Source organism: Klebsiella sp. CB_Kp196 (assembly GCF_040061575.1).
GTDB classification, from domain to species: Bacteria; Pseudomonadota; Gammaproteobacteria; order Enterobacterales; family Enterobacteriaceae; genus Klebsiella; species Klebsiella michiganensis.
The window spans coordinates 183,303-206,996 of sequence record NZ_JBEAFH010000034.1; the positions used below are offsets into that span (position 1 = coordinate 183,303).

General features: G+C 57.3%; 24 protein-coding genes. 2 read left to right on the top strand and 22 right to left on the bottom strand.

Annotation, left to right across the window (positions count from 1 at the left end; all coding sequences use genetic code 11):
- Positions 1-12: 12 nt before the first annotated feature.
- The 15 genes from hisP to pdxB all read right to left on the bottom strand — a co-directional run bounded on the left by hisP (position 13) and on the right by pdxB (position 14,156).
- Complete coding sequence (hisP, locus tag ABLU87_RS08790; RefSeq protein ID WP_004852881.1) at positions 13-786, bottom strand: histidine ABC transporter ATP-binding protein HisP; 774 nt, start codon at positions 784-786, stop codon at positions 13-15.
- A gap of 7 nt (positions 787-793) precedes the next feature.
- Complete coding sequence (gene hisM, locus ABLU87_RS08795; protein ID WP_004852883.1) at positions 794-1,510, bottom strand: histidine ABC transporter permease HisM; 717 nt, start codon at positions 1,508-1,510, stop codon at positions 794-796.
- Entirely contained in the window at positions 1,507-2,193 is a 687-nt protein-coding gene (locus ABLU87_RS08800) for a histidine ABC transporter permease HisQ (RefSeq protein WP_014230269.1), read from the bottom strand. The genes hisM and ABLU87_RS08800 overlap by 4 nt, the downstream gene beginning before the upstream one ends.
- Before the next feature lie 66 nt (positions 2,194-2,259).
- Positions 2,260-3,042: a histidine ABC transporter substrate-binding protein HisJ gene (hisJ, locus tag ABLU87_RS08805; RefSeq protein WP_004123203.1), complete on the bottom strand. Its 783-nt coding sequence runs from the start codon at positions 3,040-3,042 to the stop codon at positions 2,260-2,262.
- Positions 3,043-3,299: 257 nt separating this feature from the next.
- Positions 3,300-4,082, bottom strand: coding sequence for a lysine/arginine/ornithine ABC transporter substrate-binding protein ArgT (gene argT, locus ABLU87_RS08810; RefSeq protein ID WP_025106663.1), 783 nt, complete (start codon positions 4,080-4,082; stop codon positions 3,300-3,302).
- A gap of 291 nt (positions 4,083-4,373) precedes the next feature.
- Positions 4,374-4,943 (bottom strand): UbiX family flavin prenyltransferase, encoded by a 570-nt coding sequence (locus ABLU87_RS08815; protein WP_004852887.1) that lies wholly within the window; start codon positions 4,941-4,943, stop codon positions 4,374-4,376.
- Between the two features lie 136 nt (positions 4,944-5,079).
- The gene (gene purF, locus ABLU87_RS08820) at positions 5,080-6,597 is read right to left on the bottom strand and encodes an amidophosphoribosyltransferase (RefSeq protein ID WP_004123211.1); all 1,518 of its coding nucleotides are present in this window, start codon (positions 6,595-6,597) and stop codon (positions 5,080-5,082) included.
- A 33-nt stretch (positions 6,598-6,630) separates the two neighbouring features.
- Positions 6,631-7,119: a colicin V production protein gene (gene cvpA, locus ABLU87_RS08825; protein ID WP_004104143.1), complete on the bottom strand. Its 489-nt coding sequence runs from the start codon at positions 7,117-7,119 to the stop codon at positions 6,631-6,633.
- A gap of 199 nt (positions 7,120-7,318) precedes the next feature.
- Positions 7,319-8,005: a cell division protein DedD gene (gene dedD, locus ABLU87_RS08830; RefSeq protein ID WP_014839134.1), complete on the bottom strand. Its 687-nt coding sequence runs from the start codon at positions 8,003-8,005 to the stop codon at positions 7,319-7,321.
- A complete protein-coding gene (gene folC, locus ABLU87_RS08835; RefSeq protein ID WP_128334604.1) occupies positions 7,995-9,263 on the bottom strand; it encodes a bifunctional tetrahydrofolate synthase/dihydrofolate synthase in 1,269 nt (422 codons plus the stop codon). Before folC ends, dedD begins: the two co-directional genes overlap by 11 nt.
- 72 nt (positions 9,264-9,335) lie before the next feature.
- Positions 9,336-10,250 (bottom strand): acetyl-CoA carboxylase, carboxyltransferase subunit beta, encoded by a 915-nt coding sequence (gene accD, locus ABLU87_RS08840; RefSeq protein ID WP_004870882.1) that lies wholly within the window; start codon positions 10,248-10,250, stop codon positions 9,336-9,338.
- 194 nt (positions 10,251-10,444) lie between these two features.
- Complete coding sequence (locus ABLU87_RS08845; protein ID WP_004123217.1) at positions 10,445-11,104, bottom strand: DedA family protein; 660 nt, start codon at positions 11,102-11,104, stop codon at positions 10,445-10,447.
- Positions 11,105-11,131: 27 nt separating this feature from the next.
- Positions 11,132-11,944: a tRNA pseudouridine(38-40) synthase TruA gene (gene truA, locus ABLU87_RS08850; RefSeq protein WP_064374504.1), complete on the bottom strand. Its 813-nt coding sequence runs from the start codon at positions 11,942-11,944 to the stop codon at positions 11,132-11,134.
- The gene (locus ABLU87_RS08855; protein ID WP_004852895.1) at positions 11,944-12,957 is read right to left on the bottom strand and encodes an aspartate-semialdehyde dehydrogenase; all 1,014 of its coding nucleotides are present in this window, start codon (positions 12,955-12,957) and stop codon (positions 11,944-11,946) included. The genes truA and ABLU87_RS08855 overlap by 1 nt, the downstream gene beginning before the upstream one ends.
- Positions 12,958-13,019: 62 nt before the next feature.
- Positions 13,020-14,156: a 4-phosphoerythronate dehydrogenase PdxB gene (gene pdxB, locus ABLU87_RS08860; protein WP_047723153.1), complete on the bottom strand. Its 1,137-nt coding sequence runs from the start codon at positions 14,154-14,156 to the stop codon at positions 13,020-13,022.
- 123 nt (positions 14,157-14,279) lie between these two features.
- Between pdxB and flk the strand changes: the two genes are divergently transcribed.
- Positions 14,280-15,239, top strand: a complete 960-nt coding sequence (gene flk, locus ABLU87_RS08865) for a flagella biosynthesis regulator Flk (protein ID WP_025106658.1) — start codon at positions 14,280-14,282, stop codon at positions 15,237-15,239.
- A 39-nt stretch (positions 15,240-15,278) separates the two neighbouring features.
- Here flk and ABLU87_RS08870 read toward each other — a convergent pair whose 3' ends face one another.
- Together ABLU87_RS08870 and fabB are read right to left on the bottom strand one after the other, a co-directional pair.
- On the bottom strand, positions 15,279-16,454 hold the full coding sequence (locus ABLU87_RS08870; RefSeq protein ID WP_032750755.1) for an MFS transporter: 1,176 nt from the start codon (positions 16,452-16,454) through the stop codon (positions 15,279-15,281).
- 204 nt (positions 16,455-16,658) lie between these two features.
- Positions 16,659-17,876 (bottom strand): beta-ketoacyl-ACP synthase I, encoded by a 1,218-nt coding sequence (gene fabB / locus ABLU87_RS08875; protein ID WP_014230276.1) that lies wholly within the window; start codon positions 17,874-17,876, stop codon positions 16,659-16,661.
- A 158-nt stretch (positions 17,877-18,034) separates the two neighbouring features.
- Here fabB and mnmC point away from each other — a divergent pair, with 158 nt between their 5' ends.
- On the top strand, positions 18,035-20,023 hold the full coding sequence (gene mnmC / locus ABLU87_RS08880; protein ID WP_049082448.1) for a bifunctional tRNA (5-methylaminomethyl-2-thiouridine)(34)-methyltransferase MnmD/FAD-dependent 5-carboxymethylaminomethyl-2-thiouridine(34) oxidoreductase MnmC: 1,989 nt from the start codon (positions 18,035-18,037) through the stop codon (positions 20,021-20,023).
- A 54-nt stretch (positions 20,024-20,077) separates the two neighbouring features.
- Here mnmC and ABLU87_RS08885 read toward each other — a convergent pair whose 3' ends face one another.
- From ABLU87_RS08885 to aroC, 5 genes are read right to left on the bottom strand one after another with little or no spacing between them, the layout of a single operon-like run.
- The gene (locus ABLU87_RS08885) at positions 20,078-20,356 is read right to left on the bottom strand and encodes a YfcL family protein (RefSeq protein WP_014230278.1); all 279 of its coding nucleotides are present in this window, start codon (positions 20,354-20,356) and stop codon (positions 20,078-20,080) included.
- Positions 20,357-20,387: 31 nt separating this feature from the next.
- A complete protein-coding gene (locus tag ABLU87_RS08890; protein WP_014230279.1) occupies positions 20,388-20,936 on the bottom strand; it encodes an elongation factor P hydroxylase in 549 nt (182 codons plus the stop codon).
- On the bottom strand, positions 20,936-21,745 hold the full coding sequence (locus ABLU87_RS08895; protein WP_014230280.1) for a sulfite exporter TauE/SafE family protein: 810 nt from the start codon (positions 21,743-21,745) through the stop codon (positions 20,936-20,938). The genes ABLU87_RS08890 and ABLU87_RS08895 overlap by 1 nt, the downstream gene beginning before the upstream one ends.
- Positions 21,745-22,569: a penicillin-insensitive murein endopeptidase gene (mepA, locus tag ABLU87_RS08900; protein ID WP_032750757.1), complete on the bottom strand. Its 825-nt coding sequence runs from the start codon at positions 22,567-22,569 to the stop codon at positions 21,745-21,747. Before mepA ends, ABLU87_RS08895 begins: the two co-directional genes overlap by 1 nt.
- Positions 22,570-23,658, bottom strand: coding sequence for a chorismate synthase (aroC, locus tag ABLU87_RS08905; protein ID WP_014230282.1), 1,089 nt, complete (start codon positions 23,656-23,658; stop codon positions 22,570-22,572).
- Between the last annotated feature and the right edge of the window lie 36 nt (positions 23,659-23,694).

Below are 23,694 nucleotides of genomic sequence, written 5' to 3' on the forward strand. Positions count from 1 at the left end.
GCTGGACAGTGTTTACTTCAAAGAGCCCTTCAGGAACTGCTGCAGACGCTGGCTTTTCGGGTTGCCGAAAACCTCGTCAGGATGCCCTTCTTCTTCAATTTTGCCCTGATGCAGGAAGATCACGTGCGAGGAGACGTGGCGTGCAAAGCCCATTTCATGGGTGACCACGACCATGGTTTTCCCCTCTTCCGCCAGCTGCTGCATGATCCGCAGCACTTCGCCCACCAGTTCAGGGTCAAGCGCCGACGTCGGTTCATCAAACAGCAGTACGTCGGGCTCCATCGCCAGCGCGCGGGCAATGGAAACGCGCTGCTGCTGGCCGCCGGAGAGATGAACCGGATATTTAATCTGCTGGCGTTCATCAATACCGACTTTCGCCAGGTATTTTACCGCCCGATCGCGCGCTTCCTGTTTACTCAGGCCCAGCACCTGAATCGGCGCCTCCATCACGTTTTCCAGCACCGTCATATGGCTCCACAGGTTAAAATGCTGGAATACCATCGTCAGGCGAGTACGTAGCAAACGTAGCTGATTTTTATCAGAAACCTTTAACTGGCCGTCTTTATCGCGAACCAGGCCAATGTTTTGCCCGTTAACAACGATCGTCCCTTCGCTGGGCTTCTCAAGAAAGTTAATACAGCGCAAAAAGGTACTTTTCCCGGAACCGGATGAGCCAATAATACTGATCACGTCTCCGGCTTTCGCCCGCAGTGAGACGCCCTTCAGTACTTCATGCTCGCCGTAACGTTTATGCAGATCGATTACATTTAATTTATTGTCGGACATGGCGTTCTCAGTGCGTCGAAGAAGGTTTGATATGCTGGAGCCAGCGCTTTTCCGCCCTGCGGAACAGGCTAATCAACACATACGAGATAATTAAATACAGTACTGCGGCAATACCGAAGGCGGTAAACGGCTGGTAGGTTGCCGAGTTAATATCGCGGGCAATTTTCAGCAGATCCGGCACCGTGGCGGTAAAAGCCAGCGCGGTGGAATGCAGCATCAGAATCACTTCGTTGCTGTATGCAGGCAGCGCAATACGCAGCGCGGAAGGCAAAATAATGCAGCGATACATTTTGACCGAAGAAAAACCGTACGCCCGGGCGGCTTCTATCTCGCCTGCCGGCACTGAACGAATCGCCCCGGCGAAAATCTCCGTGGTGTAGGCGCAGGTATTCAACGTCAGCGCCAGCACCGTACAGTTCAGGCCGCTGCGAAAGAAGGCGTTCAGCAGTTCTGTGCCTTTGACGACCTCAAGCGTGTACATTCCGGAATAGAACACCAGCAGCTGGACGTACAGCGGCGTGCCGCGAAAGATATAGGTGAACAGCCAGATGGGGAACTGGATAAATTTATTGCTCGACACTCGGCCAATGGCGAGGAAAACCGCCAGGATGCCGCCCATCACCACGGAAGAGATCAGCAGCCAGAGCGTAATCGCCACGCCGGTAAAGCGATAGCCGTCGGTCCACAGCAGGGATTTCCAGTACTCCTGAATAATATCAATCACAGGTCGGCCCTCTTCACGCCCACAGAATAACGGCGTTCGAGCATCAGCAGCACACCATTGGAAACCGTTGTAAATACCAGATAAATCAGGCCACAGACGATGGCAAAGTAGAACGGCTCCCAGGTGCTTTTACCCGCCAGCTGGGTTGCCTTGACCACATCTTCCAGTCCCAGCAGTGAGACCAGCGCGGTCGCTTTGAGGATAACCTGCCAGTTGTTGCCGATTCCGGGCAGCGCGTAGCGCATCATTGCCGGAAACAGAATACGACGAAAGGTTTGCCCACCGCTAAAGCCGAAGGCCGTCGCCGCTTCAATATGTCCCTTTGGCACCGCCAGGAAGGCGCCGCGAAAGGTTTCGGTGAAGTAGGCCCCGTAAATAAAGCCCAGCGTGATGATCCCCGCCACCATGGGGTCGATATCAAACTGCGCCAGGCCAAGCGCATCGGTTACGCCGTTGAGCGCAATCTGTAGCCCGTAGAAAATCAGCAGCATCAGCACCAGATCGGGCACGCCGCGGATTAAGGTGGTATAGCCTTCAAAAATCAACGCCAACGGACGATTGTTGGAAAGTTTCGCCCCGGCGCCCGCCAGACCGATAAGCACCGCCAGAACGACCGAGCTTAACGCCAGCTCAAGGGTGACCAGCGCGCCCTGAAAAATAACCTGTGAAAACCCGTACAGCATGCTGTCTGCCCTGTCTGTCATCAACCATCGCGCGCAAAATAACGCGCGACGGGGTACGCGGGATGGTTAGTCGCCGTACACGTTAAAATCGAAATATTTCTTCGCCAGCTTGTCGTAGGTGCCATCCTGGCGCATCTCGGCAAAGGCTTTATTCAGTGCTTCACGTAGTTCGTTATCCTCTTTGCGCAGCCCCATACCGGTGCCGACGCCGAACAGCTTCTCGTCTTTAATCGACGGACCGCCGAACTGATAATCCTTGCCGATAGGCTGTTTGAGGAAGCCTTCGCTGGCGGCGACTTCATCCTGAAACGCCGCGTCAATGCGTCCGGCAGTCAGGTCGGAATAAATATTGTCCTGTCCCTGATAGGAAACGATTTCAATGCCTTTTGGCGCCCAGTGCTCGTTGCCGTAGGTTTCCTGGGTGGTACCCTGGAGAACACCAACGCGCTTGCCTTTCAGCTTCGCGAGGTCTGGCGTAATATCGCTGCCTTTTTTCACGACCAGGCGCGAATCAGCCGCGTACAGTTTGTCGGTGAAGGCAATTTCCTGCTGGCGTTTTTCGGTGATCGAAAGCGAAGACATGATGGCGTCGATTTTCTTCGCTTTTAAAGAAGGGATCAGCGCGTCCAGCGGGTTCTCAATGAAGGTACATTGCGTATTGATACGCTTACAGAGCTCTTTTGCCAGATCGATGTCAAAACCCACCAGTTCACCCTGCGCATTCTTCGATTCGAACGGGGCATAAGTAGGATCGGTGCCGATGCGGACTTTTTGCGGAATGGCTGCGAATACAGTGGAAACGCTGGAAAGGGCCAGCGCTAAAGAGAGAGACAACGCCAGTTTTTTCATAACTATCCTCAACAGACTGTCATTCTAACGGATTTATTAGAAGTACTTACGGCAGTTATCGTGCCATTATTCGCCCCGGTAAGGCAAAGCATTCTGCGCCGGAAAGCAAATTTTTTCGCATCGGAAACGCTTAACTATGCACTTTTTAACATCGCGTGCGCAATTTCCTGCACCAAATTGATCCGCTAAAAGCGCAGCTGCACCAAAATCAGACAGAAAGGGATGCGCATGGCCCGGCGTCCGGGCCAGCGGGCGTCTTAATCACCGTAAACGTTGAAGTCGAAGTATTTCTTCGCCATTTTGTCGTAGGTGCCGTCTTTACGCATGTCGGCCAGCGCTTTATCAAACGCGGCCTTCAGCTCGCTATCGTCCTTACGCAGGCCGATGCCGGTACCATCACCGAAGAACTTTTTGTCTTTAACGGAAGGACCGGCAAAGGCAAAATCTTTACCGGCAGGTTGCTTGAGGAAGCCCTCGCTGGCGGCCACTTCATCCTGCAACGCGGCGTCCAGGCGACCCGCAGCAAGGTCTGAGTAGATCAAATCCTGATTCTGATAGGCCACAACGTCCACGCCGTGGCTGCGCCAGCGTTCATTACCATAGGCCTCCTGGGTGGAGCCCTGCAGTACGCCAACATGCTTGCCTTTGAGGGATTCCAGCGTCGGTTGAATCGGCGAGCCTTTGGCGGCGATCAGGCGGGAGTCGGCCGCGTAGAGCTTGTCAGAGAAGGCGATTTCCTGCTGGCGTTTTTCCGTAATCGACAGCGAAGAGATAATGGCGTCGATTTTCTTGGCCTTCAGCGACGGGATCAGGGAGTCGAAATCGCTGCCGACCCAGGTGCATTTTACTTTGATGCGCGAACAGAGCTCGTTACCCAAATCAATGTCAAAACCCACGAAATCCCCTTTCGCATCCTTTGAAGAGAAAGGCGCGTAGGTGGCATCGGTGCCAATGCGGATATTCTGCGGCAGCGCGGCGAACGCGCTGGAGGCGCTGCAAATTCCCATCATTAAAGAGAGAGCCAGGACCGTCTTCTTCATAGGTTACCCTTAAGTGTCGTGATGTTGTTATGCGATGCGTTATCTTGTTATTTGTACTGCCGGCAAAATCTTGCACGTTTTATGCCATTTTCTCAGTGCGTGCTGGAAATGGCGTTAAATATGTTAAATAAAGGTTGCAAGTTTGTCTTAAAAGGGAAGATACCAGCAATAACGGATAAACCGCAGTGCCGCAGCGCAAAAAAACAAATTAAATGTTGAGGATTTGATCGAGGCGACAAAATTGCACTGCAGGGAGGCGGATGTGAACAAAGCGCACTATCTTAGTGCGCCCTACGCGCCCTGCCAGCGGGAAAAGAGGTCTTGCGGAAGAGAGATATCGAACTGATCGATCACGCGATTGACCGTCTGATTGATCACATCGTCCAGGCTTTTCGGGCGATGATAAAACGCCGGAACCGGCGGCATAATCACCGCGCCCATTTCCGCCGCCTGGACCAGCAGCCGTAAATGGCCAAGGTGGAACGGCGTTTCCCGTACGCACAGCACCAGCGGCCGGCGCTCTTTAAGCACCACGTCCGCCGCCCTGGTCAGCAGCCCGTCGGTATAGCTATGAACGATGCCGGAGAGGGTCTTCATTGAGCATGGCAAAATCACCATCCCGGCGGTTTTAAAAGAGCCGGAAGAGATGCTGGCGGCGATATCGCGGGCATCGTGCACCACGTCGGCTAACGCCTGCACCTCGCGCAGGGAGAAATCCGTCTCCAGCGCCAGCGTCTGGCGCGCGGCCTGGCTTAAAATAAGATGGGTTTCGACATCCGAAACTTCGCGCAAAACCTGGAGCAAGCGTACGCCGTAAATCGCGCCGCTGGCGCCAGAAATACCGATAATGAGTCGCTTCACGATGATTGCCCCTTTCACACAATGGCGCAGACTTTGCCGGATTATAGTCTCCGACGCAACCGCGGACCCGCATTTGGCGCGAGAAAATAAAAAAGCCCGCGGCCGTCAGACCGCGGGCTCTCAGCAAAACAGAGGATTACCCTTCGTTGTGCATCTCTAAGTTTTCAACTTCATTCTGCAGCTGAACCGCTTTCGCGTCGTCGTTACGCAGAGAGTCGAGATAGTCCAGATACTGCTGATCGACATCTTTAGTGACGTAGATACCGTTGAACACCGAGCATTCAAACTGCTGAATATCCGGATTCTCCGCGCGCACCGCGTCAATCAGATCGTCCAGATCCTGGAAAATCAGGCCATCGGCGCCGATGATCTGGCGGATCTCATCTACCTCACGCCCGTGGGCTATCAGCTCATTGGCGGTTGGCATATCGATGCCATACACGTTCGGGAAGCGAATTTCCGGCGCAGCGGAGGCCAGATACACTTTCTTCGCCCCGGCTTCGCGCGCCATCTCGATAATCTGCTCAGAGGTGGTGCCGCGCACGATGGAGTCATCCACCAGCAGCACGTTCTTATCCCGGAACTCGGCGCGGTTGGCGTTAAGCTTACGGCGCACGGACTTACGGCGCAGCTGCTGGCCCGGCATGATAAAGGTACGGCCAACGTAGCGGTTTTTAACAAACCCCTGGCGATACGGCTTATCGAGGATGCGGGCAATTTCCAGCGCGATATCGCAGGAGGTTTCCGGAATGGGAATGACCACATCGATATCCAGATCTTCCCACTCGCGGGCAATTTTCTCGCCCAGCTTCGTGCCCATATTGACGCGGGCGCTGTAAACGGAAATTTTGTCGATGAAGGAGTCTGGACGCGCAAAATAGACGTACTCGAACAGGCACGGGTTGCTGACCGGGTTTTCCGCACACTGGCGAGTAAACAGCTGGCCTTTTTCGGTGATATATACCGCTTCACCAGGCGCCACGTCGCGCAGGAACTCAAAGCCCAGCGTATCCAGCGCCACGCTTTCCGAAGCGACCATATACTCGGTGCGGCCATCGCCGATATCGCGCTTGCCCAGCACCAGCGGACGAATGCCGTTCGGGTCGCGGAAAGCGACCATGCCGTGACCGATAATCATCGCCACGCAGGCATAAGCGCCGCGAATCTGGCGGTTGGTGGCGGCGATCGCCGCAAAAATGTTGTCTGCTTCCAGCGGATAGTGGCGGAAGTTGTCCAGCTCGCTGGCGAAGATATTGAGCAGGATTTCGGAATCAGAGGTGGTGTTGATGTGGCGGCGTTTTTCTTCAAACAGCTTTTTACGCAGCTCGTGAGCGTTAGTCAGGTTACCGTTGTGCGCCAACGTAATGCCGTACGGCGAGTTGACGTAGAAAGGCTGTGCCTCGGAGGCGCTGGAGCTGCCAGCCGTCGGGTAACGAACGTGACCAATACCCATATTGCCCTGCATACGCTGCATATGGCGAGCTTCAAAAACGTCGCTCACCAGACCGTTCGCCTTACGCAAACGGAAACAGTTGTTCGCATCAATGGTGATGATGCCTGCGGCATCCTGGCCACGATGCTGAAGCACCGTTAACGCGTCATAAATCGACTGGTTTACCGGCATAACACCGGCGATACCGACAATACCGCACATACGTCTTTTCCTCGTTAAGCTACATCCCAACGCTTATGCTTTGGGCAAGAAACTTGACGAGCTCTGCAGATAGTCAAAGAACCATCTGATAACGAAACTGAACTGCGGGATAAGCTCAGACTTTTGCCAGTCTTCGCTTTTCGCCATACCGGTAAAGCTATCGAGAAAGAACAGAATCGCCGAGACGATTAGCACCCCGCGCAGGGCGCCAAAGCAGATCCCTAACACCCTGTCGGTTCCCGACAGGCCGGTTTTTTCCACCAGCTGACCTATCACAAAGTTAACGATAGCGCCGACGATAAGCGTTGCGATAAACAGTATCGCGATAGCAATCCCATTTCGGACCAGTTCGTCTTCAAAGCCCGTGAACCAGACAGCCAGGTAAGTGTAGTAATGACTGGCAACAAAGAAAGCGCATCCCCAGGTTACCAGCGATAAAGCTTCACGAACAAAGCCGCGGATCAGGCTAACCAGTGAGGAAAAACCAATCACCGCAATTATGGCGTAATCAATCCAGACCATATACGTCCCACGATTTTACGCCCTGTCGTCCGGTTCGGGGCGCATTCTAACAGAAAAAGAAAACGTTTGCGTAGGGATTTCCGTGCCCTACAGAAATAAAAATGGCGCTGAAAAAACATTCAACGCCATACTGTCTTTCGCCTCTTCAGAGCGCGTCAGACAGGGGTTTCAGCACTCTACTCCTTTAAAAAAGAGAGAGTTAGTTCGGGCTGTAGCCCATGACCACGCCGCTAAGTCCCGAAAGCTGCTTCAGCTCACCAAGCTGACCTTTCAGCTTATCCTTCGAGGTATCCGGCCCCACGAGAATACGGGTAATTTTACCCTGCACCGGCGTCGAAGGCGACGTGTAAACTTTAAAGCCGGAAGCGCGCAGCTTACCGACAATCTCGTTGACCTTATCGGCGTTCTTCAGCGCCCCAAGCTGCACCACATAGGCTTTACCGGTCGGTGCCGGAATTTCAGCCTGCTGCTGCGGTTTAGGCGGCGGCGTCTGCGCCGCAACCTGCTGCTGTGGTTGCGGTTGCGGCTTCTCTACCGGCTTCGGCTGAGGTTTCGGCTGTGGTTTCGGTGCGACCACCGGCTCCTGCACCACATCAAAACTGTTGTTGTTCACCGGTATCCGCGACGGATCCAGCGATGGCGCAGCGGCATCGCCGGCCCTCACCTCTTCCGCCGCCCCTTCAGGAGGCTGCGAAGGCAGCGCCTGGGTCGCCGCTGGCAGCATATCCGGCTCATCGCGATCCCCCGGTTTTGGCACCAGCGGAATGGCGGCAAACTCATCCTGATAATGTTTTTTCTGACCATCCAGCAGCCCTGGCAGGATAATCACCCCCAGCGCCACCAGCACAATCGTCCCGACTAAACGGTTCTGAAACTTACTCGCCACCGATTCTCCCCGCGTCTATTTCTTCCATTACATGCGCCACCGTATGGAATGAACCACACACCAGCACCGTATCTTCAGGCCCGGCGTCCGCCATCGCGGCATGCCACGCCTCAGCGACGCTAGTATAGACTTTACCTGCGCGCAAATGTTCCAGCAGCTGCTCCGCCGTGGCTCCGCGCGGCCCTTCCAGCGGCGCGCAGTACCAGTCGTCAACTTCGGCCTGCAAATTTGCCAGCGTTCCTGCAATATCCTTGTCATGCAGCATACCAATAACCGCCAGCACGCGCCCCGTTTTCGATAAGGTTTTGAGACGCCCGGCGAGATAGGCCGCCGCATGCGGATTATGGGCAACATCCAGGATCGTCCGGGGAGCATCGCTGATTATCTGGAAACGCCCCGGCAGCATCGCGTTTTGAACGCCATCGCGCAACGCCTGCTCGCTTACCTTAAGCCCGCTGGCGCGCAAGGCCGCAATCGCCGTTGCCGCATTCGGCAGCGGGATCTGCGGCAGCGGCAGATCGCTTAACGCCCCCTGACGATCGCGGAAAGACCAGCCTTGTTCACTGGCGTCATACTGCCAGTCAACGTCACGGCGCAGGAGCCGCGCCCCTTTTTCGCTCGCCACCTCAGCAATGGTCAACGGCATATCGGGTTCGCCGACGACAGCCGGTTTACCAGGGCGGAAAATCCCCGCCTTTTCGCGGCCGATGCTTTCGCGATCGGGCCCCAGCCAGTCGGTATGGTCGAGGGCAATACTGGTCACCACCGCCACGTCAGCATCGACGATATTGGTCGCATCCAGGCGACCGCCCAGGCCCACCTCAAGAATCACCACATCCAGCCGCGCCTGCTGAAACAGCCACAGCGCGGAGAGGGTGCCAAACTCGAAATAGCTCAGGGAAATCTCGCCGCGCGCGGCTTCAATTTCGGCAAAAGAGGTCGTATGCGCGAGCTCCGCCAGTTCTTCGCCCTGCACCCGCACCCGCTCTGTGTAGCGCACCAGATGCGGCGAACTGTAAACGCCAACCTTATAGCCCGCCGCCATCAGCACCGACTCCAGGGTACGGCAGGTGGTGCCTTTGCCGTTGGTCCCCGCCACCGTAAAGACAAACGGCGCAGGTTTCATTACCGCCATCCGCTGCGCGACCTCGCTGACGCGCGCCAGCCCGAGATCGATAGTTTTGCTGTGCAGATGTTCCAGATAAGAAAGCCACGTAGCCAGGGGCGACGTGGCCTGAGGAATAGGTTGTTTTTCCATGATGTCCGGCAAGAGTTAGGATAACTACGCGTAAAAAAAAGGGCAGCGCCGTCAGGCCTGCCCTCTGCATTATCAGGCCTCTGGTTCCTGATCCGGTACCGGTGGCACCACCTCACCTTCGTGAGCAGGTTCCGGATTTGGCGCCGGAAGGTTCATCAGCTTCGCCAGAATGCTGGCCAGCTTCAGACGCATTTCCGGGCGGCGTACGATCATGTCGATCGCCCCTTTCTCAATCAGGAACTCGCTGCGCTGGAATCCCGGCGGCAGCTTCTCGCGAACGGTCTGCTCGATAACGCGGGGGCCGGCAAAGCCGATCAGCGCTTTTGGCTCAGCGATGTTGAGATCGCCCAGCATCGCAAAGCTCGCAGACACGCCGCCCATGGTTGGGTCGGTCAGCACGGAGATATACGGCAAGCCGCGCTCCTGCATTTTCGCCAGCGCAGCGGAGGTTTTCGCCATCTGCATCAGCGACATCAGCGCTTCCTGCATACGGGCGCCGCCGGATGCGGAGAAGCAAATCAGCGGGCAGTTGTCTTCCAGAGCCTGCTCAACCGCGCGAACAAAGCGCGCGCCGACCACGGAGCCCATCGACCCACCCATAAAGGAGAATTCGAAAGCGGCGGCAACAACCGGCATATCATGCAGGGTGCCTTTCATGACCACCAGCGCGTCTTTTTCGCCGGTCTCTTTCTGGGCGGACGCCAGACGGTCTTTATACTTTTTCGAATCGCGGAACTTCAGCACATCTTTCGGCTCGAGCTCGCTTCCCAGCTCCACGAGGGAACCTTCGTCCAGCAGGCTATGCAGGCGGTTGCGCGCCGACATACGCATGTGGTGATCGCACTTAGGGCAAACCTCCAGGTTGCGCTCCAGCTCTGCGCGGTACAATACCTGACCGCAGCTGTCGCACTTGGTCCATACACCTTCAGGGATACTTGCCTTACGGGTGGGGGTTATATTGCTTTTAATTCGTTCAATCCAGCTCATTGATAACCTTTCTACCTGAACCTGGTCGATGCCAGTTTTGTCGCAAGGGGCGCATAATGCCATTTTTGCCCCTCACAGACCATGAATGTTGCACATTAAATCATAACATCCCGTAACATGGGATAAAAAAGTGGTCGAACCGCTCACACTTCACTCTTCGGGCGGCGGCATACCGCCCGAAGATCGTCGCCGCGTTATTTCGCCTGTTTCGCCGCCGCCCGCTTGTGGCGGATGACTTCAATCACGCCCGGCAATACGGACAGGACGATAATCGCCACGATCAGCAGCTTAAGGTTTTCCTGGACGATCGGCAAATCGCCGAACAGATAACCCGCGTAGGTAAATAACAGTACCCACAGCAGCGCGCCAACAACGTTATACATCGCAAAATGACGATAGGACATATGCCCCATTCCCGCCACAAACGGCGCAAACGTTCTGACGATCGGCACGAAACGGGCCAGGATGATGGTCTTACCGCCGTGGCGTTCGTAGAAGCTATGGGTCTTATCCAGGTAGCTGCGGCGGAAAATTTTCGAATTGGGATTACTGAAGAGCTTTTCGCCAAACAGCCGGCCAATCGTGTAGTTCAAGGCATCGCCAACAATCGCGGCAATGACCATCAGCAGCACCATTAAATGCACGTTGAGATCGTTGGTCGGCAGCGCGGAGAGCGCGCCTGCCACAAACAGCAGCGAATCCCCCGGCAGGAACGGCGTGACCACCAGGCCGGTTTCGCAGAACAGAATCAAGAATAAAATCGCGTATACCCAAATGCCGTACTCCGCGACCAGCTCAGCCAGATGCACATCAATATGCAGGATAAAATCAATTAAAAAGTGAATCAGGTCCATAGTTTGCGTTAGCCCTTAATAACCCGGTTAGTCCGCCAGAAACAGCGGGCCCATCGGCATGACCGGGAGGTCGTAGCGGGCCGGATAGTCCACCGACACCAGATACAATCCTTCCGCCTTTGCCGTTGCGGCGGCAAGCGTCCTGTCTTTTGCCGCCAGAAGTTCTGCAATCCAGCTCTCTGGCTGGTTACCGGCACCTACTTCCATCAGACTGCCGACAATGTTCCTTACCATATGATGTACAAAGGCATTCGCTTTGATGTCCACCACCACATATGCACCATAACGGGTGACGTTAATATGCATCACGTTGCGCCACGGCGTGCGCGACTGGCACTGTACCGCACGAAACGAGGTGAAATCATTCTCTCCCAGCAGACACTGAGCGGCGCGCTGCATCCGCTCCGCATCCAGCGGGAGGTAATAATGGGTTACGCCGCGGCTCAATACCGCCGGCCGCAGACGATGATTATAGATAACATAACGATAGCGACGCGCCGTGGCGCTGAAGCGGGCATGAAAATCCGGTGGAACCGGCTTTACCCAGCGCACCGCAATGTCGCCGGGCAAATTCGCATTTACGCCCAGCGTCCATGCGGCATCCTGACGCTGCGCGCGGGTTTCAAAATGCACGACCTGACCGGTACCGTGAACGCCGGCATCCGTACGGCCCGCGCAAAAAACGTTAACAGGCTCGTTCGCTACCTGCGAGAGCGCCTTTTCCAGCTTCTCCTGTACGCTGCGGACTTCGTTCTGCCGCTGCCAGCCGTAGTACTTGCTGCCATCGTATTCGATGCCCAGCGCGATTTTGTAGACCGGCGGCTGCTCCATCTCAGACATCAGTACAAATACTCCTGAACCAGCTTCTCAGCGATTTTCACCGCCATCAGCGCGCCGCCAAAACGGACGTTATCGGCGACGGACCAGAACTGCACCTGCTCAGGCATACCGTAGTCGTTATGCACGCAGCCGACGGAGAGGCGGGCGTTACCGGAAGCATCGCCGACCTGCGTCGGGAACTCGCCCTCTTCGGACAGTTCGATATCTTCGCCAAGGCTAAAGGCATCGCGCGCTTCTTCGGCGGCCAGCGGACGCTGCGCTTCAAAACTCACCATCTGCGCATGGCCGTAAAACACCGGCGACTGAACGACGTTTGCGGAGATCATCAGGCCATCATCCTGCAGGATTTTGCGGACCTCATCGACGATACGGCGCTCTTCACGCACGCTTCCTTCACGATCGGGCAGCAGCGGCAGCATATTGAACGCCAGCTGACGACCGAAGAAATCATCTTCGTCGATCGGAATACCGTTAAGCAATTTGGCGCTCTGCCCCGCGAGGGCATCGACCGCTTTTTTACCGTGAGCGGAAGCGGAAAGCAGGCTGGTCACGCTGATACGCGCCAGGCCGCCCCGATCGATCAACGGTTTCAACGCCGACAGCAGCTGGCTGGTCAGGCTATTCGCGACCGAGATAACGTTGCGATTGCGGTAATCCGCCAGTACGAACGGGTTAACATCCGGCACCACCAGCGGCACGTCCGGCTCCAGCGCAAACAGACCGCTTAAATCAATCACCAGGCAGCCCGCGTTAGTGGCGTCTTCGATATACGCGGCGGAGGCCTCTACACCGGCGGCAAAAAAGGCCAGCTGGGCCTGGGTCCAGTCAAATTCCGCCGCATCCTGAACGATAACCGACTTGCCCGAAAAACGCAGATGTTCACCGGCGCTATCGCTACGCGCCAGCGCATAAATATCCCCCACCGGGAACTGACGATCGGCAAGCGTTTCGAACAGGGCTTCGCCTACGGCGCCCGTTGCGCCCAGTACGGCAATATTCCAGCCTTCAGACATGGTGGTGTACTCCAGAAAAAAGCGGCCCTGCCGGATTATCCAGCAGGAGCATTAAGATGATATTAACGAACAGGATGATGAACGGCGTTAAAGCCCAGCTGGCGCAACAGCGTCGCCGCCTGCGCATCGCTGCACTGTACGTACAGCGAAGACCATTCACGGCGTTCCTGATAATTTTTGCGCAGTTTGTCGAACTCGCCCGCAGCGCCCGCGACTTTTCGCAGCGGCGCATCATCGCGGCGCACATCATACACCAAATGCGCCAGCCGTTTTAGCGTTGCCTGATCGAGCGGCCCGTGCAGCGTAATGCGGCCAAACTCCGGCGCCGGTAGCAACGTGTCCAGCGCCACCTGCTGTGGATGACCAATAAACGCGCTGTAGGCCTCAAAAACCTGCGTCGTACCGCGCGCTTTGCCTTCAAGGGTATAGCCGGCAATATGCGGCGTACCAATATCCACCCGCTTGAGCAATTCGGTATTCAGATCCGGCTCCGGCTCCCAGACATCCAGCACCACGCTTAATGCCTGCCCGGCCTGCAGCTGCTGCAGCAGCGCGGCGTTATCCACCACCGGACCACGGCAGGCGTTGATTAAAATCGTCCCCGGCTTCAGGCGGCGAATCAGCGCCTCATCCGCCAGGTGCAGCGTCTTGTACTGCCCTTCCTTATAGAGCGGGGTATGGAACGTCAAAATGTCCGCGTCCTGCACCAGCTCGTCAAGAGAGCGGAAATCCCCCTCGTCGCCGCGATCGGCGCGCGGCGGATCGCAGAGCAGCGTTTTGATTCCCAGCGCCTCAAGGCGTTTTTGCAGACGCCCGCCCACGTTGCCGACGCCCACGATCCCGACGGTACGGTCGGCCAGCGCAAAACCGTCACGCTCGGCCAGCATGAGCAGCGCGGAAAACACATATTCCACCACCGCGATAGCGTTGCAGCCCGGCGCCGCGGAAAAACCGATTCCCGCCTGCTGTAGCCACGCCTGATCGACATGATCGGTACCCGCCGTCGCGGTGCCAACAAATTTGATCGCTTTGCCAGAAAGTAGCGCTTCGTTAACTTTGGTGACGGATCGCACCATCAGCGCATCGGCGTCATTTAGCGCTTCAACCGGGACAGGGCGACCTGCAACGGCCTTCACTTCCCCCAGGCGGCTAAAAAGCTCGCGCGCATAGGGCATATTTTCATCAACGAGGATTTTCACGGTTCAGTACCTGTCTGAGAGCGAGAGTAAACCGGGGAAGTGTGCCATAATCTGCCCGCCAGGAACATCACCACCCGGCCCTTAGTACAGTAATTTAGTACAGCAATACGCAAAGGATTAATCATGACGCAACCCGTTTCAGGTATGTCCGATCGCCCTCCGGGCTCAGGCGAACCTCCGCTCACCACTCAGCAGCGTACCGCGCTTGAGCGGCTCATTACGCGCCTGGTGGCTTTAACATCCCAGCAAAATGCGGAAGTGTGGGCCTGCGTAAAACACGATCTGAGCCTGAAAAACGACGCGCCGCTGCTGGCAAGCCATTTTGCCGCCGCCGAGAACAGCCTGAACCAGCGCCTAATCCTCGCCCAGCAAAATCATCACCGTCGGCAAATCCTGGCGCAGCTGAGCGAGCTGCTGAATCAGGGCAACAATCGCCAGGCGGTCAGCGATTATATTCGTCAGCATGACGGTCAAACCGCCCTGCATGCCTTGTCCCAGCCGCAGCTGGAGAATGTTCTGCAGCTCCTGCAAAGCGGCCAGCTCTCGATTCCTCAGCCGCAGCAGCGCCCGCCAACGCATCGTCCGCTGCTGCCCGCGGAGCACAACACGCTCAATCAGCAGGTGACCAAACTCGCGGCGGCCACCGGCGAGTCCAGCAAGCTTATCTGGCAATCCATGCTGGAGCTAAGCGGCGTCAAGAGCGGAGAGCTGATCCCGGCGACCCACTTCACTCCCCTCTCGTACTGGCTACATGCCCGGCAAACGCTCAGTTCGCAGGCTGCACCGACGCTAACCTCGCTGCAGGCCGCATTAAAACAGCCGCTTGAAGCCGCGGAATGGCAAAGAGTGATGGATTTTGCCCAAACCCACTGGCACGCGACGGCGCAAACGCCGCTCAGCGCGGCGCAGTTGCTGACGCTGCTCAACAAAATTTTCGTGCTCAGGGTCGCCAGAGCCCAGGAGACGCTGGCGATCCCGCCGGTTCAGGCGCCTCCCGCCTCACCGTGGCTGGTATTGAAAAAACCGTGGGTTATCGCGCTGGCAGCTATCGTGGTGCTTGCCCTGCTGTGGCTGGTGATTTAAGGAGATATCATCGGCCCGCATGCCGGGCCGAATGAAGCGCTACTTACGCAGCGACACCAGGCTAACCAGGATCCCCAGCACGGCGCATATTGCCGCGGCCAGGAAGACGGAAGAGTAGCCTAACGACGTCGCCAGCAGCCCGGTAAGCGGGCCGGTGACGCCGTAAGAGATATCCTGAAACGCGGCATAGCCGCCAAGCGCCGTTCCTCGTACCTGCGGCGGTACCCGCTTCACGACCTCGACGCCCAGCGCCGGGAAGATAAGCGAGCATCCGCAGCCGGTGAGCGCCGCCCCCGCCAGCGCGATCCAGGCATTGGGCGCCTGCCAGAGCAGCGCCAGGCCTATCGCTTCAATCAGCAGCGAAACGATGGCCACTTTCACCCCACCGAAGCGGTCCGGCATCCAGCCAAACAGTACGCGCATCAGGACAAACGCCCCGCCAAACGCGGTCAGCGTAAAACCGGCCATCGCCCAGCCGTTGCTGGCGAAATACAAAGAGACAAATGTGCCAATTACCGCGAAGCCGACGCCCTGAAGGCCAAGACCGATACCGGGCCGCCAGATCATTCCCACCACGCCCCACAGCGACGGCCGCTCGCCGCCGTGAGCAGGAATTTTACGCACCGTGCCGTTAATCGCCCAGGCCACTAACGGCAGCACCATGGTGACGCAGGCCAGCGCCGCGACGCCGTAATGGCTGTAGATCAGCAGCCCCAGCGGCGCCCCGGCCGCCAGAGAGCCGTATATCGCCATACCGTTCCACGACATGACTTTACCGGAGCGCATGGGCCCCACCAGCCCCATCCCCCAGCTTAAATTACCGGTGAGCAGCTGGCTTTCACCAAAACCCAGGATCAGACGGCCAAGCACCAGCAGGCCAAACTTCGCCATGACCGGCACCGGCAGCAGCGCGGCGCACAGCCAGGCGCCCCCCGCCAGCGCGCAGGCCAACATCCCCTGCAGGACAGAGCGTTTGGCGCCGTACTGATCGGCAAGGCGGCCGGCATAGCCGCGGGTTAATACGGTCGCCAGAAACTGGATACCGACGGCGACGCCAACCATGGTATTGCCAAATCCCAGTTCCTGATGGACAAACAAAGGGATAACCGGTAGCGGCAGGCCGACGGTCATATAGGTGAGAAAAACGGCGAACGTGATCCGAAACAGCGAACCATTCGCTGAAGGAGTGCGTTTTGTTTCAGTGACTGCGGACATGCTTTACTCCAGTTCGCAGAGTAAGGCGAGGTGAGACCACGCCCTCTCCACCTGATTATCAGGGTTAAGGCGCGTTGGATGACGTTAAACGCTTACGCATTATCTGAGAGAATAATGTTGTGCCAGGAGTTTGCCTTTTCTCCCGGGGGTCTGTCAAGAATACAAAAAAGGGAGCCCGTTGGCTCCCCTTGTAAAGCGTGTTCGTTATGCGCGGTATTTGCGCATGACCAGCGTGGCGTTAGTCCCGCCAAAGCCGAAGCTGTTAGACATCACGGTCGTCAGCGCGCGTTCGGTCGGCTCGGTCACGATATTCAGGCCGGCTGCCTGCTCGTCCATCTCTTCGATGTTGATGCTCGGCGCAATAAAGCCGTGTTCCAGCATCAGCAGGGAGTAGATAGCTTCCTGTACGCCAGCGGCGCCCAGGGAGTGGCCGGTCATCGCTTTGGTCGCGGAGATCGCCGGGCTGTTATCACCGAAGACTTCACGAATCGCCCCCAGCTCCTTCACATCGCCTACCGGGGTAGAAGTACCGTGGGAGTTCAGGTAGTCAATCGGCGTATCAACGCCGTCCATCGCCATCTTCATGCAGCGAACCGCGCCTTCACCGGACGGGGCAACCATGTCTGCGCCATCGGACGTTGCGCCGTAGCCAACGATTTCAGCATAGATGTGCGCGCCGCGCGCCAGAGCATGTTCCAGCTCTTCAACCACAACCATACCGCCGCCGCCCGCGATAACGAAACCATCACGGTGGGTGTCATAGGTACGAGACGCTTTTTCTGGCGTTTCGTTGTATTTGGTGGACAGCGCGCCCATCGCGTCGAATTCACACGCCATTTCCCAGCACAGCTCTTCGCCGCCGCCGGCAAACACGATGTCCTGTTTGCCCAGCTGGATTTGTTCAACAGCGTTACCGATGCAGTGTGCGGAAGTCGCACAGGCGGAGCTGATGGAGTAGTTCACGCCGTAGATTTTGAACGGTGTTGCAAGGCAAGCGGATACCGCGGACGCCATCGCTTTGGTCACCACGTAGGGGCCAACCGCTTTCAGACCGCGCGGGCTGCGCATTGCATCAGCGCCGAAAACCTGAGATTTAGAAGAACCGCCAGAACCGGCAATCAGGCCCACGCGCGGGTTTTGCTGATAGACTTCATCTTTCAGGCCAGCATCTTCAATTGCCTGCTGCATGGAAAGATAGGAATAGATAGAGGCATCGTTCATGAAACGAACCACTTTACGGTCGATCAAGCCGGTGGTGTCCAGTTTGACGTTGCCCCATACGTGGCTGCGCATTCCTGAATCTTTAAACTCTTCAGAGAAAGTGATCCCGGAGCGTCCTTCACGCAGAGATGCCAGGACTTCCTGCTGGTTATTACCAATACTGGAAACGATGCCCAGGCCAGTAATCACTGCACGTTTCATTCAATACCTCTGTAAGTCGCACTATATTAAGTTTCGAGTCGCACAATAGCGTACACTTGTACGCCGAACAAGTCCGATCAGCCAATTTGTGTATAAATTTGCGCCCTCAGGCACACATCGTTAAGATCGTTCTACGCCTTGTGATTCGAGTAACTTACGTGAAACAAAACGCCATACAACCCGCCAACCTGGAATTCAACGCTGAGGGTACACCTGTTTCCCGAGATTTTGACGATGTCTACTTTTCCAATGACAACGGTCTGGAAGAGACGCGCTACGTTTTCCTCGACGGAAACCAGCTCAGGGAACGCTTCCCTGAGCATGCACGGCCGTTCTTTGTGGTTGCCGAAAGCGGGTTCGGTACCGGCCTGAATTTCCTCACGCTGTGGCAGGCGTTTGACGTTTTTCACCGCGATAATCCAGAAGCTACCCTGCAAAGATTACATTTCATCAGTTTCGAAAAATTTCCGCTGAAAGCGGAGGACCTGCGCCTTGCCCACCAGCGCTGGCCGGAGCTTGCAACCTGGGCCGAGCAGCTGCAGGCGCAGTGGCCTCTGCCCATCGCGGGCTGCCATCGTCTGCTGCTGGATGAAGGGCGGGTCACGCTGGATTTGTGGTTTGGCGATATTAATGAACTGACCAACGAGCTCGATGATTCGCTTAATCAGCAGGTGGACGCCTGGTTTCTTGATGGCTTTGCCCCGGCAAAAAACCCGGACATGTGGACGGCGGAGCTGTTTGCGGCGATGGCTCGTCTGGCAAGACCCGGCGGTACCCTGGCCACATTCACCTCCGCCGGCTTTGTGCGCCGCGGCCTGCAGGAGGCCGGTTTCAGCATGCAGAAGCGCAAGGGTTTTGGCCGCAAGCGCGAAATGCTGACCGGCGAAATGCGTGAAACGCCGGAGATCCCCGCGCGCGCGCCGTGGTTTGCCCGCAGCGGTACGGAACAGCGCGATGCCGCGATTATCGGCGGGGGGATCGCCAGCGCCCTGCTCGCGCTGGCGCTGCTGCGCCGCGGATGGCAGGTAACGTTATACTGCGCCGACAGCGCGCCGGCTGAAGGCGCATCCGGAAACCGCCAGGGCGCGCTCTATCCGCTGCTCAGCCAGCACGATCCCGCCCTGGCCCGCTTCTTCCCGGCGGCATTTACTTTCGCCCGCCGCGTGTATGACGCTCTGCCGGTGATGTTCGATCATGACTGGTGCGGCGTGACGCAGCTGGGCTGGGATACGAAAAGCGCGCAGAAAATCGCCCAGATGATTGCGCTTAACCTGCCGCCGGAAATCGCCGTCGCCGTGGACGCCCGAACCACTGCGCAACAAACCGGTGTGGAAACCGGCTGCGGGGGCATCGCCTATCCTGCCGGCGGCTGGCTTTGTCCGCAGCAGTTAACCGCTGAACTGCTGGCCCTCGCCGCCACTCGCGGATTGCGCGTGCGCTACGATTATCCGGTCACGGAGCTCAGCGCAGACAACAACGGCTGGCAATTAAACCAGCGGCAGTACCACGAGGTCGTGGTGCTGGCCAACGGCCATCAGCTGACCCGCTTTAGCCAGACGGAGCATCTTCCCATGTATCCGGTTGCCGGTCAGGTTAGCCATATTCCGACGACGCCAGGGCTATCGAAATTGCGCCAGGTCCTGTGCTACAACGGCTACCTGACGCCGCAAAACCCGCATAATCAGCAACACTGCATTGGCGCAAGCTACCACCGCGGACAGGCAGAGGCCGCGTTTAGCGCCGAGGATCAGCAGCAGAATCGCCAGCGCCTGATTGACTGTTTCCCGCAGGCGGAATGGACGCGGGAGGTAGACGTGAGCGCTAATCAGGCCCGCAGCGGCGTGCGCTGCGCAACCCGCGATCATTTGCCGATGGTCGGCAGCGTACCTGATTATGAGGCCACCTTACGCGAATATGCCTCTCTGGCTGAACGTCAGGAGCAGGCCGGAGAAGCGCCGGTTTACCGCAACCTGTATATGCTGGGAGCTCTGGGCTCGCGCGGCCTGTGCTCCGCGCCGCTGGCGGCTGAAATTCTGGCGTCGCAAATGAGCAATGAGCCATTACCTATGGATAAAGAAACGCTGGCGGCGCTGAATCCTAACCGGCTGTGGGTAAGAAAACTGCTGAAAGGGAAAGCGGTGAAATAATTGCGGGAAATAGAGCCCGGCTGAGCGAATGCCGGGCTTTGGCGGAGGGCAGAACTATTTCTGCATCGCCTTCTGGTACAAACTGTTCCACATTTCCTGCACCAGAACCTGATCCGGCGGCGACAGTTCGCCCGCGCTGATGGCTTTTTCCAGGCTCCGGGATACCTTGTCATGTACCGCTTGCGCAGTATGCTCGCCCTCTCCTTCCAGCTCGGCCACCGCCAGCGTCAGGTGGCCGCGCAGATAACCGCCGGCAAACAGTTCGTCATCACTGGCGTGGTCGACCATATCATCAATTAACGCCAGAATGCGTGATTCAAACTCCGCGATCATCTTCTTTCCTCATAGTATGTAAAGTGTGGCCTTAGTGCAGGTCTTCCGGCCACGGGAACTGTTCTGCCGTCAAGGGCGGCGTTTGGTAATATTCTTGCAGCGCCTGAATGAAACGCGCGGGACGCTCAGGGATCCCCTGCTCCAGATAGGTCATCACCTGGGCATGCACGCGCCGCTGAAAAGCGATCCGGTCGGGCTCAAAATCCCCTTCCAGGTTGTCGCAGCTGACGTTAAATGGGTATCCCGCCGCCACGCAAAACAGCCAGTCAAACGCCTGAGGCTTCACCTCAACGTCTTCAAATTGAGACTGGGTCATCGCGTCGCGACCGTCCGGGCAGTACCAGTAACCGAAATCTACCAGCTCACGTCGCGCCTTCCCGGCAATGCACCAGTGCGATATCTCGTGCAGTCCGCTGGCGTAAAAGCCGTGGGCAAAGACGATACGGTTGTAAGGCACGTCATCATCTGCCGGAAGATAGATCGGTTCGTCATCGCCTTTAATCAGACGGGTATTAAAATCTTCAGCAAAACAGCCGTCGAAGATTTCGATCAGCTGTTCATATTTATGCGTGCTGTTCATTAGTTCATCCCCAGCCACTGGAGGAACTCCTGTCCATGGCTGTCATAAAGCAGTTTTGCACTCATCACCGCCGACACCACGACGATCATCGGTCGAATCAGTGACTGTCCTTTGCTCAGTACCAGCCGCGATCCCGCGCGGGCGCCGATAAATTGCCCGGCCAGCATCACAAAGCCGGTAGCCCATATCACCTTGCCGCCAATAATAAACAACAGCAGGCCGCCAACGTTAGACGTCGCGTTAAGCAATTTTGCATGCGCGGTCGATTTCGCCAGATTGAACCCCGCGAGGGTGACGAAAGCCAGCGCGTAAAAAGATCCGGCGCCCGGACCAAAGAAACCGTCGTAAAAACCGACGCAGCCACCAGCCACCAGGGCAAACGGCAGACCATACAGACGTCGCTGCCGGTCCTCTTCGCCGAGCTTCGGCATCAGCAGAAAATAGAGGCCAATGCCGATAACCAGGATTGGCAGTATCTGCTTGAGAATATCGGACTGGACGTGCTGGACCAGCAGCGCGCCGCCCGTCGAGCCGAGAAAGGTCATCAGAATATTGAGCTTCTGGTCGGCCAGATTCACCACCTTGCGGCGGATGAAATAAAGCGAGGCGGACAGCGACCCGCCGCAGGCCTGCAGCTTATTCGTTGCCAGCGCCTGCGCAGGGGGAAGACCCGCCGCCATCAGGGCCGGGACGGTCAATAACCCGCCGCCGCCCGCCAGTGAATCGATAAATCCCGCCAGAATGGCCACGAAAAACAGTACGACCAGTACCGTCGGTGACACCATAAAAACGTCGATAAAACTATCCATTAAAGAATATGCTCATCCAGTAGCGCCTGGCAGGAAGGCGGCAGCGGAGGCGGCGTCTTCTTCACAGGAGGGGTTGATCCTGGCTTAGGGGGTTCAAACCAGCTTTGCAATTCCGCACCGCAGCCATCGCCCGCCGGAGGCGGGGCCTGGTCTTCACACTCGAGGCTGCCGGCCGGGCAGCGCAGGCGCACGTGCATATGCGCTCGGTGCTGGAACCATGGGCGAACTTTGCGTAGCCAGTCGCGATCGCTACCGGCATCCAGGCACAGCTGCTGCTTAATCGCCGGGTTGACGAAAATACGCGTAACGTCGCTATCTTGCGCCGCCATCTTAATCAGCTGGCTGATTTGCGGGCTCCACAGCGACGGCACTACGCGTTTGCCGTCGCGGGCCACCAGGTCCAGCGCCTGCGGCTTCAGCAGTTGAGCTGAACTCCAGCGCGCCTGCGGCAGCTGAAGAAAAATATCGACGTCCAGTCCGGACTGATGGCTGGCGTGGCCGCCGTTAAAGCGTCCACCGGCCGGCATACCCATGTCGCCAATCAGCACCGTTCCCATGCCTTTATTGTGCGCCTGATTGCTCAGACGCTGAATAAACTGCACGAGGTCCGGATGGCCGAAGTAGCGGTTCTGATCGGTACGCATCACCTGATAGCCGGTGGCGTTTAACGGCAGCGCCTGCGCGCCAACTATACAGCCATTGGCAAACGCGCCGATGGACTGCGGGCTGCCGCTAACGGGCTGCGTGATTTTCTGCCACGGCGTCGCCGCCAGGCTGGTACCGCTGGCGAGGAGCGCCAGCAGTGCGATAACGGTGTTTTTCATCTATGACCAGCGTGGAATTGATGTCGTCACGTCGCCATTTTGCGCGCGCTGACGCATAAAGTGATCCATTAACACGATCGCCAGCATCGCTTCGGCAATAGGTACCGCACGAATACCGACGCAAGGATCGTGACGCCCTTTGGTGATCATCTCAACTTCTTCGCCAAAGCGATTGATCGTGTGACCCGGGACGGTGATGCTGGAGGTCGGCTTCAGCGCGATATTCGCCACGATCTGCTGACCGCTGCTAATGCCGCCGAGAATGCCGCCCGCGTGGTTGCTCTGGAAGCCCGCTTTGGTAATTTCATCGCGGTTTTCGCTGCCGCGCAGCTTCACCACCTCAAAACCATCGCCAATTTCCACGCCCTTCACCGCATTGATGCTCATCAGCGCGTGCGCGATATCGGCATCGAGACGGTCGAATACCGGCTCGCCCAGTCCCGGCGGTACGCCATCGGCCACCACGGTGACCTTCGCCCCGATGGAGTCGCCCTCTTTTTTCAGGCCGCGCATCAGTTCATCAAGCGCTTCGATTTTGTCCGGATCCGGGCAGAAGAACGGGTTCTGCTCTACCTGATCCCACGCTTTTATCGCCAGCGGGATATCGCCCATCTGGGTCAGGCAACCGCGAATCACAATACCAAATTTCGCGGCGAGGAATTTCTTGGCAATCGCCCCTGCGGCCACGCGCATGGCGGTTTCACGCGCAGAGGAACGACCGCCGCCGCGATAGTCGCGCAGGCCATATTTCTGCTCGTAGGTGTAGTCAGCGTGTCCCGGGCGGAAAACGTCCTTAATGGCGCCGTAGTCCTGAGAACGCTGGTCGGTATTCTCAATCAGCAGGCCAATGCTGGTCCCGGTGGTCACCCCCTCGAATACGCCGGAAAGGATCTTCACCTGGTCCGGCTCGCGGCGCTGGGTGGTATAGCGTGAGGTTCCCGGACGACGGCGATCGAGATCGTGCTGGAGATCGGCTTCGGTTAGCGGAATGCCTGGCGGCACGCCGTCAACGATGCAGCCCAGCGCCAGGCCATGCGACTCGCCGAACGTCGTGACGCGAAAGAGTTGTCCAATTGTGTTTCCTGCCATCACGGCTCCGTTTTTGTCGTTATGTTTGCGTGTTGT

What these genes read in the sequence shown, in the direction of transcription:
- hisP (WP_004852881.1), bottom strand. Translation starts at nt 786, where the DNA reads ATGTCCGACAATAAATTAAATGTAATCGATCTGCATAAACGTTACGGC.
- ABLU87_RS08800 (WP_014230269.1), bottom strand. Translation starts at nt 2,193, where the DNA reads ATGCTGTACGGGTTTTCACAGGTTATTTTTCAGGGCGCGCTGGTCACC.
- hisJ (WP_004123203.1), bottom strand. Translation starts at nt 3,042, where the DNA reads ATGAAAAAACTGGCGTTGTCTCTCTCTTTAGCGCTGGCCCTTTCCAGC.
- argT (WP_025106663.1), bottom strand. Translation starts at nt 4,082, where the DNA reads ATGAAGAAGACGGTCCTGGCTCTCTCTTTAATGATGGGAATTTGCAGC.
- purF (WP_004123211.1), bottom strand. Translation starts at nt 6,597, where the DNA reads ATGTGCGGTATTGTCGGTATCGCCGGTGTTATGCCGGTAAACCAGTCG.
- cvpA (WP_004104143.1), bottom strand. Translation starts at nt 7,119, where the DNA reads ATGGTCTGGATTGATTACGCCATAATTGCGGTGATTGGTTTTTCCTCA.
- folC (WP_128334604.1), bottom strand. Translation starts at nt 9,263, where the DNA reads ATGGAAAAACAACCTATTCCTCAGGCCACGTCGCCCCTGGCTACGTGG.
- accD (WP_004870882.1), bottom strand. Translation starts at nt 10,250, where the DNA reads ATGAGCTGGATTGAACGAATTAAAAGCAATATAACCCCCACCCGTAAG.
- ABLU87_RS08845 (WP_004123217.1), bottom strand. Translation starts at nt 11,104, where the DNA reads ATGGACCTGATTCACTTTTTAATTGATTTTATCCTGCATATTGATGTG.
- truA (WP_064374504.1), bottom strand. Translation starts at nt 11,944, where the DNA reads ATGTCTGAGATGGAGCAGCCGCCGGTCTACAAAATCGCGCTGGGCATC.
- ABLU87_RS08855 (WP_004852895.1), bottom strand. Translation starts at nt 12,957, where the DNA reads ATGTCTGAAGGCTGGAATATTGCCGTACTGGGCGCAACGGGCGCCGTA.
- flk (WP_025106658.1), top strand. Translation starts at nt 14,280, where the DNA reads ATGACGCAACCCGTTTCAGGTATGTCCGATCGCCCTCCGGGCTCAGGC.
- ABLU87_RS08870 (WP_032750755.1), bottom strand. Translation starts at nt 16,454, where the DNA reads ATGTCCGCAGTCACTGAAACAAAACGCACTCCTTCAGCGAATGGTTCG.
- fabB (WP_014230276.1), bottom strand. Translation starts at nt 17,876, where the DNA reads ATGAAACGTGCAGTGATTACTGGCCTGGGCATCGTTTCCAGTATTGGT.
- ABLU87_RS08885 (WP_014230278.1), bottom strand. Translation starts at nt 20,356, where the DNA reads ATGATCGCGGAGTTTGAATCACGCATTCTGGCGTTAATTGATGATATG.
- ABLU87_RS08890 (WP_014230279.1), bottom strand. Translation starts at nt 20,936, where the DNA reads ATGAACAGCACGCATAAATATGAACAGCTGATCGAAATCTTCGACGGC.
- ABLU87_RS08895 (WP_014230280.1), bottom strand. Translation starts at nt 21,745, where the DNA reads ATGGATAGTTTTATCGACGTTTTTATGGTGTCACCGACGGTACTGGTC.
- mepA (WP_032750757.1), bottom strand. Translation starts at nt 22,569, where the DNA reads ATGAAAAACACCGTTATCGCACTGCTGGCGCTCCTCGCCAGCGGTACC.
- aroC (WP_014230282.1), bottom strand. Translation starts at nt 23,658, where the DNA reads ATGGCAGGAAACACAATTGGACAACTCTTTCGCGTCACGACGTTCGGC.